The 13797-nt window shown below is 43.4% G+C and carries 12 protein-coding genes; 11 read left to right on the forward strand and 1 reads right to left on the reverse strand.

Annotation, left to right across the window (positions count from 1 at the left end; genetic code table 11):
- Position 1: 1 nt before the first annotated feature.
- The 10 genes from P2W83_RS07990 to P2W83_RS08035 all read left to right on the forward strand — a co-directional run bounded on the left by P2W83_RS07990 (position 2) and on the right by P2W83_RS08035 (position 11224).
- Positions 2–1573 carry a glycosyltransferase family 2 protein gene (locus P2W83_RS07990; RefSeq protein ID WP_276133190.1) on the forward strand — a complete coding sequence of 524 codons (1572 nt, stop codon included), beginning with the start codon at positions 2–4 and terminating at the stop codon, positions 1571–1573.
- Complete coding sequence (locus P2W83_RS07995; RefSeq protein WP_276133191.1) at positions 1570–2598, forward strand: glycosyltransferase family 4 protein; 1029 nt, start codon at positions 1570–1572, stop codon at positions 2596–2598. The genes P2W83_RS07990 and P2W83_RS07995 overlap by 4 nt, the downstream gene beginning before the upstream one ends.
- Positions 2562–3710 (forward strand): glycosyltransferase, encoded by a 1149-nt coding sequence (locus P2W83_RS08000; protein ID WP_276133192.1) that lies wholly within the window; start codon positions 2562–2564, stop codon positions 3708–3710. The genes P2W83_RS07995 and P2W83_RS08000 overlap by 37 nt, the downstream gene beginning before the upstream one ends.
- Positions 3703–5109, forward strand: coding sequence for an O-antigen ligase family protein (locus tag P2W83_RS08005; RefSeq protein ID WP_276133193.1), 1407 nt, complete (start codon positions 3703–3705; stop codon positions 5107–5109). Before P2W83_RS08000 ends, P2W83_RS08005 begins: the two co-directional genes overlap by 8 nt.
- Positions 5110–5326: 217 nt before the next feature.
- Positions 5327–6097 carry a glycosyltransferase family 4 protein gene (locus tag P2W83_RS08010; RefSeq protein WP_276133194.1) on the forward strand — a complete coding sequence of 257 codons (771 nt, stop codon included), beginning with the start codon at positions 5327–5329 and terminating at the stop codon, positions 6095–6097.
- Positions 6094–7407 (forward strand): phenylacetate--CoA ligase family protein, encoded by a 1314-nt coding sequence (locus P2W83_RS08015; RefSeq protein ID WP_276133195.1) that lies wholly within the window; start codon positions 6094–6096, stop codon positions 7405–7407. Before P2W83_RS08010 ends, P2W83_RS08015 begins: the two co-directional genes overlap by 4 nt.
- Positions 7404–8600, forward strand: a complete 1197-nt coding sequence (locus P2W83_RS08020; RefSeq protein ID WP_276133196.1) for a glycosyltransferase family 4 protein — start codon at positions 7404–7406, stop codon at positions 8598–8600. The genes P2W83_RS08015 and P2W83_RS08020 overlap by 4 nt, the downstream gene beginning before the upstream one ends.
- A 1-nt stretch (position 8601) precedes the next feature.
- Positions 8602–9309: a class I SAM-dependent methyltransferase gene (locus tag P2W83_RS08025; RefSeq protein ID WP_276133704.1), complete on the forward strand. Its 708-nt coding sequence runs from the start codon at positions 8602–8604 to the stop codon at positions 9307–9309.
- A gap of 67 nt (positions 9310–9376) precedes the next feature.
- Entirely contained in the window at positions 9377–10618 is a 1242-nt protein-coding gene (locus P2W83_RS08030) for a DegT/DnrJ/EryC1/StrS family aminotransferase (RefSeq protein WP_276133197.1), read from the forward strand.
- Positions 10619–10621: 3 nt separating this feature from the next.
- Entirely contained in the window at positions 10622–11224 is a 603-nt protein-coding gene (locus tag P2W83_RS08035; RefSeq protein WP_276133198.1) for a sugar transferase, read from the forward strand.
- Here P2W83_RS08035 and P2W83_RS08040 read toward each other — a convergent pair.
- A complete protein-coding gene (locus tag P2W83_RS08040) occupies positions 11221–13155 on the reverse strand; it encodes a polysaccharide biosynthesis protein (RefSeq protein WP_276133199.1) in 1935 nt (644 codons plus the stop codon). The genes P2W83_RS08035 and P2W83_RS08040 overlap by 4 nt on opposite strands.
- 252 nt (positions 13156–13407) lie before the next feature.
- Here P2W83_RS08040 and P2W83_RS08045 point away from each other — a divergent pair, with 252 nt between their 5' ends.
- Positions 13408–13791 carry an Hpt domain-containing protein gene (locus P2W83_RS08045; RefSeq protein WP_276133200.1) on the forward strand — a complete coding sequence of 128 codons (384 nt, stop codon included), beginning with the start codon at positions 13408–13410 and terminating at the stop codon, positions 13789–13791.
- Positions 13792–13797 lie beyond the last annotated feature (6 nt).

Below are 13797 nucleotides of genomic sequence, written 5' to 3' on the forward strand. Positions count from 1 at the left end.
CATGATCGCGCTTTTATATTTTTCGGATACTTCTGTAGAATGGTCTCTTGGCGCTTCTATTCAACTTCAACGAACAGTTGGGAGTGTTGAAGCTGGTTTACAGGAGCTGTTGATTAAGGGGGCGCACGAATGGGTTTTGCTGTGGGATTACGAATTCGGTGCGCCTGATATTGATGCTCTTAAACAGTTGATACAACGTCCTGTTGATGTTTGGCATGCTGGCGTAAAATTGGGTTTAAGGACTTTGCCAGACGTGCTGAATTATGTGCACCCAACTTGGATGTACACCAAAAATGCAGCACCAGATGTTGAGCATACTTCATTCAGATTTAGTACCAAGGCGGGACTGATAAAGTTGGATGCGTTACGTCGGGTGGGTCCCGTTAGCAGCCAGTATCTATCTTTGGAAATGTATGGAGTGGCTTTAGGATACAAAATGCTGAAATCAGGGGCAATCATTCGATACAGTCCGAGACTGGTAAGCGTTGATTTTCCTGATGCTAATGTTCCGTTCCAGGACGAGTGGTTATTTGCCAGGCAATTCTTTCCTCCAAAATGGCAGCGATGGACGTTGCTCAATAAGCCAGGGTTAGCTAAAAATTTAAGCCAGTGGCTACGCACGCATTCAGCTGAGTCCTTGAATGTCTTGCCTGTTATTCATTCTTCGTTAAATAAACTCGATACTGTCAGGTACGAAACAGTATCAGTGCTCGCCCCTACATTGAACAGGTATTCTTACTTATTAAATGAGCTAGAGCAGTTGTCAAAGCAAACGGTTCTGCCAGTTGAAGTATTGATCACGGATCAGACTAACGAGGCAGAACGTGTAGAGCTTGATTTTAGCAAGTATCCAAATCTCGATATCCGGTATTTTCCTCAAAACGAGAGGGGCCAATGCATTGCATGGAATAAATTGTTGCAAGAGGCGAAGGGCGAGTATGTATTATTCCTTGGCGACGATGCCGACGATATAAAGCCTGATTTCATCGAAAAGCTGTTGTCCACAAGGCAAAGGTTCGACTGCGATATGGTTGCATCAAACGTCGTTGAGATTGGAACCCCTGAAAAGCCAATTCATCCATACCATTTTGTTTCTGATACTTTCCCAATTACCTTGATCAGAAAATCGGTAGTAGTAAAGGCTGGGTTTATGGACATGTTCTTCAATAAGAACATTAGAGCCGATCATGACCTCGCGATGCGTTGTCATCTAGATGGAGCCTTAATGGTTTTTGATTCCTCTGCTGTCATTTTACACCACAGAGCCCCTTCGGGAGGGCTAAGGACGCACAACGCACGGGTTATTACAAATCATATTGCCAAGAATTCCATTACCAAAATTGCAGTCCCAACATCATCAGAAATATACTTGGCAAAAAAATACTACTCCACACTTCAATACAAGAGCTATATCCGGATTAAATACCTGAATCAGCTGCTTATAAATGGAAGTGTATTTCGAAGATTATTGAGAGGGCTCGTCTTCGTCTACAAATTACCCGCATTAGTAAGATCGTACAAAGAAAATTATTCAAGCGCTGAGCAAGCATTGGCTGAATTGCCTAATCGATGAAAATTCTCCATGTAATAGATACACTGAACGCGGGCGGCGCTGAGCGCGTTCTTGTCGACATGGCAAACATGCTCTCGAAGGCCGGCGTACAAATAGAAGTGTTGCTGCTGCAAGATGGAGGAGTACTGGAAAAGGACTTAGCAGCAGGAGTTTCTGTACATAAATTGCGAAGGACTAATAAATATTCTCTCAAAAAAGCGTTAGCCACGCATAGGCTTTGCAAAAGGTTTGATATAGTTCATGTGCATATGCGCCACTGCTATGCCTATATACATGCTGTGCAACTGTCTTTTGGTGGTAACTATAAGGTAGCATTTCACGATCATTACGGAAATATTGGAATAGATAAAAAGATACCTGTTACCCTAAGGCTACCGTCAGCACCTAAATTTTACATTGGTGTGAGCAGGGAGTTGTGCAAATGGGCTGCTGAGTATCTAAAGCCAGCAAAACAGTTTCTGCTCAGCAACATCATTATGCCTCGCCATAATGTGGATCATGAGAATGCTGTGGGTAACAAAGCAATAATGATCGCCAATATCCGACCGACGAAAAATATTGACTTCGCGATAGACCTAAGCAATGCCATGGGATTTGAACTGGATATTTATGGACAAAAGAGTGATGTAGAATACTACGATCAACTGACCTCAAAGATATCGGGTAATGTCAATATTAGAATTATAGAAGGAGTAACTGATTTCTCAAAGTTATACAGCGATTATAGTATCGCTCTGCATACCGCTAAATCAGAAACAGGCCCTTTAGTATTGTTAGAGTATATGGCCTATGGAGTTCCTTTTGTTTCTTACAAAACCGGTGAAGTAGCCCACATGGTCTCTGCAGATCTTCCAGATCTGTTTGTGGACAACTTTGAAGTAGAAAATTGGAAGGATCGTATTGATAAGATTAAGCAAAACAATGACATGCCCCGAAAACTGCAGACAATCTTTCGCGACAACTTCAGTTCAGAAAAGTATTTACAACAGTGCCTGGAGATATATCAAGACATCGTAGCTTATTAGTGATATCAGATACACCGATGTGTAAATCTGGTGACGACTATATCGCTTTTGAGCCTGTAGTGCGCGAGTTGGAATTTCTGTCTCCGCTTTTTGAAGAAATTATTTGGTTGGGATGCAAAGTAACTCAGCCTACTTATGCAATGCGCAAGCCCGATAATCAAACACCGATTAAGATCATAGCAATGCCCGGTGTGCTGAGTAGCTATAATATATTGCGAATGGTTACGATTTATCCTGTATTTAGTTACTACATCCTCAAATACGTTGGTAAGGCTACGCATGTGCATACGCGTGGACCATCACATCCGGCATTGCTTGGTATTCTGCTTTCAATGTTGTCACGAAAACGGGTCTGCTGGCATAAATACGCCGGCAATTGGATCGGCGGAAAACTTGCAACGACATATAAGCTCCAAAAGCGATTGTTGAAGCTTTCGGGCAGACCCCGGATAAAGGTCACTATCAATGGCTCATGGTCTAATAACCCAAAGCATATTCTTTCATTTGAGAATCCGTGCCTTTCAAATAATGAATTAGAGTATGCGGCTGCAAAGGCGGCAAGCAAAGATTTTTCTGGGAAGCTCAATATTATATTTGTCGGTAACCTGGCTAAAGCAAAGGGAATACTTAATCTGTTGAAAGCTGTAACGAGTGGAAAGTTGTCTGAACGATTTGAAAATCTTTATATAGCAGGAGATGGTGACTTGCGTGATCAAATTGCCAGCAGCGTAGCGAGAAAAAATGGAACACTTCGGATACATCTTCTAGGGCGGCAGGATCGGAATGCACTGAATAAGCTATATGAAAGCTGCCATATCGTAATACTGCCCAGTGAAAGCGAAGGCTTCCCAAAAGTAATTGCCGAAGGTGCCGCTTTTGGCTGTGTGCCGGTTGTGACCGACGTTTCGTCTATTTCTCAATACATATCGCATCAAGAGAATGGATATCTGTTGGAAAATAACTCAGTAGAACAAATTGTTGAAACACTAAATGCAGCAGCGTGTAATCCGGCTATTGGGACGATCAGCTTGATGGCGCGACAAATGGCTGCTGCATTTACTTACGAGAGATTTGTGAGTCGACTAGAAAAAGAAGTTTTTGATCTTGAGTAGCAGGATTAATCATGTAGATGTGACCGCAAAGGCTCTTTCTCCGCTTTACGCGGGTGGACTTACCTTGTTAGGCACGGCGGCTGCCTGGTCCGCCGGAGTAATCACCGTGTTATGGGTGACTACATTGGCGCTTGTTTTGTACGCCTTTTTTAAAGGACGGGCTGACTGGATATGGTACTGTATTGCGGCCTCACCGGTGTTGGAAGTATGGGCACGTATGACGCGGGCGCCATTGTTGCCCTATGAACTTGGAAAATATTTTCTGGTTGTGGCAATTATGCTATTGATATTGCTAAAAGCCCGTCAGCGCAAAGAGCATTCACACCACTCGTCAGGTTATTGGATCATTGGTGCAATCATTCCAAGCATCTTTGTCAACATTGTAGTTTTTAACCTGGATCAGTGGATATTTAATTTGCTTGGTATACTTGAACTAGCAACGCTACTGATCCTGGTTTCATTTGAACGCTGGTCGATAGAGCGATTTTGCCGCACGCTACAATACGCATTAATTCCAGTTGTTCCTGTAGCCGTTTATCTAACATTGTCCGCTTCAGACTTTTCCAGAATCACCTTTGACCTTAGCGCGAACTCGGTTGCTTCGGGTGGTTTTGCAAGCAACCAGGTGTCCACAATTCTTGGCGCCGCGGTTGTTTTGCTGTTAGTACTTCAAATTTTGAAACGTCCACTCTTTACCTGGCGTTTCCTGGATTTTGGTTTACTTGGATTATTGATATTTCGTGGATTTCTTACATTTTCCAGGGGAGGTATGATGGTGGCTGGATTGGCAGTGTTGATCGCATTATCACCCAGTATTTTTGCAAGTGTCAGATCATTTTTTCGATTTGGGGTTGTCGGTGCATTAATAGTTGTTTTGTCGGCGGTCATATTTCAGAAGGTAAATGCCATAACTGGTAACTTGTTGTTGTTGCGCTATAAAGGCGAAACTTATAGCACTATATCAGGCGCAAGTGCAAAGGATGTTAACACGATATTATCGGGTCGCGGCGATATCGCTGTATCAGATCTATTGATCTTTAAAGACAATTTTGTTTTTGGAGTAGGTCCTGGCATTTCAAAGACGCTACGTAGCAAGTATGGCTTTGAAAATATAGCAGCACACACCGAGTTTACCCGTTTGCTAAGCGAACATGGTATAGGCGGACTAGTTATTGCTATTGTATTGATAGTTTTTCCTGTTTGGTGGATCTCCAGGCAGAAAATTGCCGCGTGGAAAGGAATTGTGGCTGCACTTTTCGCACTTGCTATTCTTACGACATTTCATGCGGCAATGCGTACCAACACATCGATAGTTCTGTATGCCTTAGCGGCTATGCCGGTGTTTTACTATACAAATAGAAACGTTGAGCAGGCAGAAGATACTGTACATAGGAAATAAGCTTGAAACCAAAGGGTCTACTCCTACAAGCATAGACACTCTTGGTTTGTTGCTTGAAGCAGAAGGTTATCATCTGCGATACGCTAGCACAAAAGCTAGCCAGGTACTTCGGTTGGCACATATGCTGTGGTCTGTTTGGAGATGCCGGAATTATGACTGTGTACTGATAGATACTTATAGTACAAAGGCATTCACATATGCCTGGCTAGTTGCACGCATGGCTTCAATGCTCAAGGTTAGGTATGTTCCAATATTGCACGGCGGTAATTTGCCGCAGCGGTTTGCGAAATCGCCAAAGATGTCCAGGCAAATATTTTCGAATAGTTTGACTAATGCTGCTGTTTCGCCTTATTTAGAACAGCATCTGCAGGCAAACAATTTCCGGTCTGTTTTAATTCCGAATAGTATTGATCTAAAACAGTACCCCTATACGGAAAGGACAACACTTAAGCCAAACCTATTGTGGGTTAGGTCGTTTCATAACATCTATAATCCACAAATGGCTATTCGAGTGCTGGCAATGCTATCTCAAACCTGTCCCGATGCCAGACTCACAATGGTAGGGCCTGAAAAAGATGGGAGCTTGGCAGAGTGCCAAAAACTGGTTGTCGAATTAGGGGTACAAGATAGGGTGACTTTTACAGGAAAGCTCTCCAAGCAAGAATGGATCGATCTGTCCAAGGATCATGACATTTTTCTCAACACAACCAGGTTCGATAATCTGCCGGTAAGTTTGATCGAGGCTATGGCCTTAGGCTTACCGATCATTAGCGCCAACGTGGGGGGCATCCCATTTTTAATTAGTGATGGAGAAAATGGACTATTAGTAGCAGACGGAGACGTTATTAAGATGCATGCGTGCATCGTTCGACTTTTGACGGACCCGGCATTACGAGCAGGCATCACTGTAAATGGGCGTATGCATGCCGAACAATTTGATTGGGGCAATATCAGGCATAAATGGTTTAGTATCCTGGATAAAGCGTGAACCTGTTTTCTTCCATATTAACAGCCCAGGGCTATCCGTTTACGAAAGCGCAGGCGCAACTCAGGAGCCTTCAAAAAATGCAGGTTCCCGAGTTTATTGAATGGCAGCAGAAGCAAGCATGGCAAGTAGCGCGTTTTCATTACCAGAATAACGATTTCTATAAAGCTAAAGTTGGGAGTATTTTTCCGGACCGGTGGGAAGATCTGCCGGTCATTACTAAAAAGGACCTGCAGCAGCCGCTTGATAGTTTAGTGACCGACGGGCTGTCATTAAATAAATGTCATGTCAGCAGCACATCGGGTTCCACGGGTATTCCTTTCTTTTTTGCGAAGGATAAATTTGCACACGCAATGACCTGGGCAGTTATCGCTGACCGCTATAGATGGCATGGACTGGATTTTCAATCGTTGCAGGCCAGGTTTTATGGCATTCCCAAAGAGGCAAAAGGGTATTGGCGTGAAAAGCTTAAGGATTCAATAATGAGGAGACAACGGTTCAGTGTATTTGACCTGTCAGATGAAACGTTGTCGGAATTTTTGATTCGGTTTGAAAAAGAACAGTTTCGGTATATATATGGATATACCAGTGCATTAGTGCTGTTCGCGAGATTTCTGATCGCAAAAAATATGGTGTTGAAAATGGTGTGTCCGTCACTCAAAGTTTGCATCAGTACTTCTGAAGTGTGTACACCCGAGGATCACAACATTTTACAGCAGGCCTTTGGCGTAAACCATTATAGGGAATATGGAGTTTCCGAAACCTGCCTCAGTGCTTTTGAGTCAGCTCAAAAAACATTTACCCTTACGGAGGAAACATTGCTTACAGAGGTGGTAAGCGACGATGGACGAGGCATTAGTCTAGAAGAAGAAGGCAATATATTAATGACCTCTTTATTTAACAGGGCCTTACCTATGGTCCGATATCAGGTGGGTGATACCGGTGCTGTCACCGAAAGTCGTGTTGGTATATACAGGAATTTATTGTCATTAACGGGGCGGACTAACGATGTCGTTACCTTACCATCCGGGAAGAAAGCTGCCGGCCTTACCTTTTACTACATATCTCGTAGCATACTGGAAAATTCCGGAGTGCTCAAAGAATTTATCATTCGCCAAGTTGCTCCCGATCATTTCGTTTTTGATATTGTAGCAGACCGGGACTTGACAAATCTGGAAGTGCAAACAGTACGTGACAAACTAGCGATGTATCTTATGCAAGGACTAAAGCTTGAAATCAACAGAGTTGATAGAATTGTTCGACCCACATCAGGCAAGCTGAAACATTTTTATTCAGAAATAAGAAAAGGTTGAAGCGCATAGCAATTCTCACACAATACTTTGCACCGGAGATGGGCGCGCCACAGTCACGCTTGCTGGAAACAGCAATTGGGCTAAAACGGCTCGGCTGGGAGGTCTGCATTGTTACAGCAATGCCTAACTATCCGACAGGCAAGATCTTCCCAGGTTATAAGGGTAAGCTGGTTAAGAAGGATCTGGTAGGCAATATCCCCGTTTACAGGTATACACTGTATGCATCCAACTCAAAACAAAGGCTTCCCCGTATCGCAAGCATGCTGTCTTTTAGCATTAGTTCCTTAGGCTCGTTGTTTCAGCTGAAGAAATTTAAACCAGATTATATATTAACAGAATCGCCCCCGCTAACACTCGCAGCAACGGGTGTTTTTCTTTCAAAACTTGTTGGAGCCCGGCATGTCATGAATGTGTCCGACATTTGGCCGTTGTCTGCGCTGGAGTTAGGTGCAATTTCGGATGGGACGATGTATAGGTTGCTCAAGCGATTAGAAGTCAGACTATATCAAAATTCATTTGCTTGCACAGGACAGTCGCAGCAGATAGCTAATTATTTAAAGAATAGCGGTTGTAGACGAGTTTGCTTGTTTCGGAACGGCGTTGATGTGTCGCGATTTTGTTCTTCTGAAAGACGCACGAGGTCTGAATCTCTTCGCATCGTCTATGCGGGTTTACTGGGTGTAGCTCAAGGTATTTTCGACCTTGTTTCTTCCATAAACTTTAGAGAGCTCAATGCGGAATTCCATATCTATGGAGATGGTGCTGAAAGAAAATTGCTGGAAAGCTATCTTGAGACTAATCCAGACATAGGCGTATATCTGCACCGACCCATTGATAGGGAGCAAATACCCTCAACTCTCGCCGAATATGATCTTACAATTATTCCACTCGTAAAACCGATTTATGGTGCGGTGCCATCAAAGATATATGAAGCTATGGCGGCTGGATTGCCTATACTATTTGCAGGCGGAGGCGAGGGCGCTGACCTGGTAAAGGAACACAACGTCGGTTGGGTGTGCAGACCCTCAGATTTCAAGGGAATAAAGCATGCGTTAATCAAAATATCACAACTAGATGCTGACGAATTTGCAATACTACAGCGCAATTGCGTGAATGCTGCATGGGAAATCTTTGACAGAAAAAAACAGATAGAACAATTGGATAAATTTCTTCAAACTGCGGATTGTGTTTAGGATGAAGTTGCCAGTTGCGGATATAATAGAATGGGATGTGTTGAACTGGTCGCAGCTGATCAGGTTTTGGACGCCTATAGTGGAACAACTTCCGAAAAACAGCAACATCCTCGCAATTGGTGAACGGAACGGAGGATTAACCACCTGGCTTTCACTTTTAGGCCATAAAGTTGTCTGTACTGATCGCAATTTTCCAACTGAAAAGGCGAAGGCCGACCATTGCAGATTAAGGCTAACGGAAAAAATAACTTACGCCAGTCTTGACATTGTTCACGCCAATTTGCCCACGAATAGTTTTGACCTCGTGATCGGCAAATCGGTTATCGGTGGTCTAAAGGCTGATCCCTCCGATCGGGCAACCAGAAATTTTGGAGTGCAGCGAAAGGCGGTGGATAACGTATATGCCCTGCTCAAAAATGGCGGTTATTTCTTGTCTGCAGAGAATATGCGAGGCACCCAATTGATGCAGCGATATCGTTTGCATAGGCATAAAGAGCGCGGCTGGCGTTACCTTGGTTGGGAGGAACTGCCCCTTTTGTATGAGCAGTTTTGTTTGCGAGAAGTCCGGAGTTTTGGGGTTTTACCTACCAATTTTCATTCCGATACTGTGAATCGAGCTTGTTATTGGGCGAATAGATATATTTTGACCACTTTACCGAAAGAATACAAATACATTTCCTTTGTAGTTGCACAAAAAATTATTAAATAGCTGCTTCAAAATACCTAAGTAATTATATTTGTAGGAGTGCCAACCCTCACGAGACAGAATAGTGACTATGAGTTTGTTAACTGAAAAAATTACAGCTTTAAGCATCCCTTTTTCACCACCCTTTATTGACGAGGATGTTATTTCTGAAGTGGTAGATACTTTACGGTCTGGCTGGATTACAACCGGGCCCAAAGTAAAGCAGCTGGAAACACTCGCGAAAGAATTTATTGGCTGCAAACAGGCAGTCTGCGTAAACTCCTGGACATCAGGTGCGACATTGACTTTCAAGTGGTTGGGTATTGGTCCCGGTGACGAGATAATTATTCCGGCCTATACCTATGCTGCAACCGCGCTCACTGTTATACATGCGGGTGCCACGCCCATTATGGTAGATGTGTTGGAAGATTGTACAATAGATCCGGAGGCAGTAAAAAAAGCAATTACGCCTCGAACAAAGGCAATACTTGCGGTTGATTTCGGTGGTTGGCCATGTAACTATACCGAATTATTGAAAATCGTGACGTCGCCGGAGGTTAAGACCGGATTTACTGCCACTAATGCTGTGCAGCAAAATTTTGCCCGACCCATCGTTATTGCCGATGCCGCGCATTCGCTCGGCGCTCAATACGGAGGGGCCGCAGCTGCGCTCGCTGCCGACCTTACAATATTCTCCTTGCATGCGGTGAAAAATATCACGACTGCTGAAGGTGGATTGATCTCATTGTCTTTACCCGAGCCTTTTGATAATGAGGAGGTTTACCATTGGATGAAATTGCATTCATTGAATGGGCAGACTAAAGATGCATTTGCTAAGAGCAACGAAGGAGCCTGGAAGTATGATATTGTAACTGATGGGCTGAAGATCAATATGACGGACGTGTGTGCAGCTATGGGTCTGGCACAATTACGCAAATACCGCGATCAGCTCCTACCTGCACGTAAAGAGGTGTTTGGCTATTATTCGTCGCTGCTGTCTGAAAAAGAATGGGCAATGATACCTGCATGTGAGGATGATAGCAGGGTGTGTTCGTATCACCTATTCCCATTGCGGATACGACAAGTTGATGAATCTCAAAGAGATAGGATAATTAAAGCACTGGCTGATAAAGGCATTGCCACCAATGTTCACTTTATCCCGCTGCCTATGCTGACCTTGTTCAAAAACATGGGTTTCAAGATTGGCGACTTTCCTGTTGCCTACCGTTGTTATGCCAACGAAATATCGTTGCCGCTATATCCAACGTTGAGCTTTAACCAATGCGTCTATATTGCAGAGCAACTGGAAAAAGCATATCTTGAAGTCATATAAGGCATGACGAGATTATTTGACATTTTATTATCTCTACTAGGAATTATTATTTTTTCGCCCATTTGGGTGCTCATTGTCATAGGGATAGCTCTAGATTCAAAAGGTCCGATCCTATTTCGGCAGCGGAGGGTGGGAAAAGATGGGGTCGAATTTAAGATGTTTAAGTTTCGCACCATGCGGGTGAACGCCGAACAAAAAGGTTATCTCACCGTTGGTAATGAGGACTCAAGGATAACAGCATTCGGCTGTTTCCTGCGCCGGTATAAACTGGATGAATTGCCACAACTGCTGAATGTACTGCGAAATGATATGAGTATTGTTGGTCCTCGCCCTGAAGTTAGAAAATACGTTGACCTATATAAGCCAGAAGAACGTGCCGTATTGACCGTGTTGCCTGGAATAACCGATTTCGCTTCCGTTGCTTTTAGAAATGAAAACGACCTTCTAGCTAAACAGCAGGACCCGGAAAACTATTACATCCAGTACATAATGCCCGAAAAGATCAGGTTAAACCAGACCTTTATTTCGGAACCCACTGCTACCAATTATTTCAGAGTAATCATTCTAACGCTTAGGAAGGTGTTTGAGCCCATATCGAGAAGCTAGTCAGATAGCTTGTCAATCTTTATTGACCCGTATATCGAATTCGCGCTTACAAACTCCGGCACCAGTTCCTTCATCTGTCCTACCGTTTCCAGCGTATAGTGCTGTTTCGCACTGGCAATCAGTTTCTCTACTTTTTCTTTCACGTAACCAAAGTCGTATTCCTGCACTTTCGCGATCATTATCTTATCGTGGTATGTGGGCTGCACATTTTCAGACAGATTCAGCAGTTCTTCGTATAGTTTCTCACCTGGACGCAGGCCGCTATACACGATCTTGATGTCGACGTCTGGTTCCTTGCCTGCCAGCTTGATAATCTTTTTGGCCAGGTCTATGATCTTCACTGGCTCACCCATATCAAATACGAATATCTCATTGCCCTGTCCCATCACACCTGCTTCAATAACCAGTTGACAGGCCTCTGGTATGGTCATGAAATAGCGTGTGATCTCTGGATGGGTAACCGTTATCGGACCACCCTGGCTTAGTTGCTGTTTAAACCTTGGAATAACTGAGCCGTTAGATCCAAGCACATTCCCGAACCTGGTAGTAACGAATTTTGTAGGACGAGCACCCTTATTAAGTGCTTCAATGTCTTTCAGGAGATTGGTATAGAAACTTTGCGTGAATATCTCGGCGATCCGTTTAGTGGCGCCCATTATATTGGTCGGGTTCACCGCTTTATCAGTTGACACCATCACGAACTTCTCAACACCATATTCTACTGACAGCTCAGCCAATATTTTGGTACCCAAAACATTGTTTAGTACTGCTACCGATGGATTGTCTTCCATCAATGGAACGTGCTTATAGGCAGCTGCATGGAATACGACGTCAGGATTGTAAATCTCGAACAGGTGCTCCATACGAACGTGGTCACAGATATCGCCGATGTATGCCTTGATATTGGTTTTCGGATAGTTGTCTTTTATTTCGAGGTACAGATCGTGCATTGGCGTTTCAGCCTTGTCGCAAAGAATGATGAGCGTGGGTCTGTAGCCACAAAGCTGTCTTACCAGTTCGCTGCCAATAGAACCTGCAGCACCTGTAACCAATATTTTCTTTCCTTTTAGCTCGAAATGTATTTTCTCGTTCTGGATGCGGATCACTTCACGTTCCAGCAAGTCCTCAATGTTGATATCCTTCAACTGTTGGGTATCAAGCTTACCATTTAGCCATTCCTGAACCGGAGGCACTTGTTGCACCTTGATGCCAACGTGCAGGCAGGTATCAACCAGGCGGTTAAGTTTATCTTTTGCTATTTTCCTGTTGGCAATTATCAACAGTTCCACTCCCTCGGCCTTCAGTTTTTTTAAGCTTTGTTCGTCGGTATTATATATAGGAATACCCTCCATCAACTTGCCTGTACGACTAAGTGCTTCATCCAGAAAAGCCACTACAGTAATACCGCTCTGGAAATCGTTGATCACCTTTTTGGTTTGTAGGCCATGCTCGCTTGTATCGTACACGGCCGCCTTTTTGGCTACTACACCTTCACTACCTTTCTGATGCATTTGGTAGTACCGGAAGCAATAACGCACAAGTAGTCGATATGTAATTACTACAAAGTTGGTTATGAAGAAGTTAATAACCACTACCGAGATAGGGAACAGTAAAATGCTACTGAATGAATAGCTGACAATAAAATTGATCGAAAAATAGAATATGGCTGCAATAGAGTTTACGATCAGTAGCCTGAAGGTATCTTCAATATTAGTATAGCGAATGATTCCGGCGTAGCTTTTTAGCAGGTAAAATAAGCTAGCATTCAATAGCAGGGCCACACTCAATATCAGCGACATATTGTAAGTCGCAACATCCTCAAGGTTAAAATTGAATCTTAAAACAAAAGAGAAGAAGATCGAGAACAACACGCATACCAGGTCTAGTATGAATATTAGCCAGCGGGGTAGTATCCGGATCTTATAGTGCATGGTTCTCGTCTAAAATTGCAAAACAGTTACATTGAATAATTACCCCATCTTAAAATGGTCCGTAAAGATAGCAGGAATTACATGTGGTCTGTCATCGCAACAAAAATATTAAAGACAGATCATTTTATTGAAAAAAAAATGTTTTTTATCGGTTAATAAAGTTGGTGCTATTTCCTGCAGAGTAAGCTGGTAGCGGTTGCTGCACATTGACTTAATTTCACCATATGGGAAATTGTATTAGTTTAGTACCTCATGCAGGAACCATTGATAGATTTCGATTTCCTACGGGAGATCTCGGGAAATGACCCCGAATACATGTTTGAGGTAATCCAGATATTCCTGGATTCTACACCTGCCGGCATTCGGAAACTAGACGAAATGATACGCGATCCCAAAAATTGGGATGATATCAGCAAACAGGCCCATTCGCTAAAATCCAGCGTCAGTGTCATAAAAATTCGTGGCGTATTTGAACAACTGGCTGAAATAGAGGGGCTTACGCGACAGAAGCAAGACCTTGCTGAAACTGAGAAAGAGCGTGTGAGGGAGTTAATGAGGGCGATCGCTACTACTTTTGGCGAGGCCGAACCGGTATTGGCTGACGAAATGAATAAATACAAACCCGTTGGGGAATAAATAAAA

It is taken from the genome of Polluticoccus soli, assembly GCF_029269745.1.
GTDB lineage: Bacteria > Bacteroidota > Bacteroidia > Chitinophagales > Chitinophagaceae > Polluticoccus > Polluticoccus soli.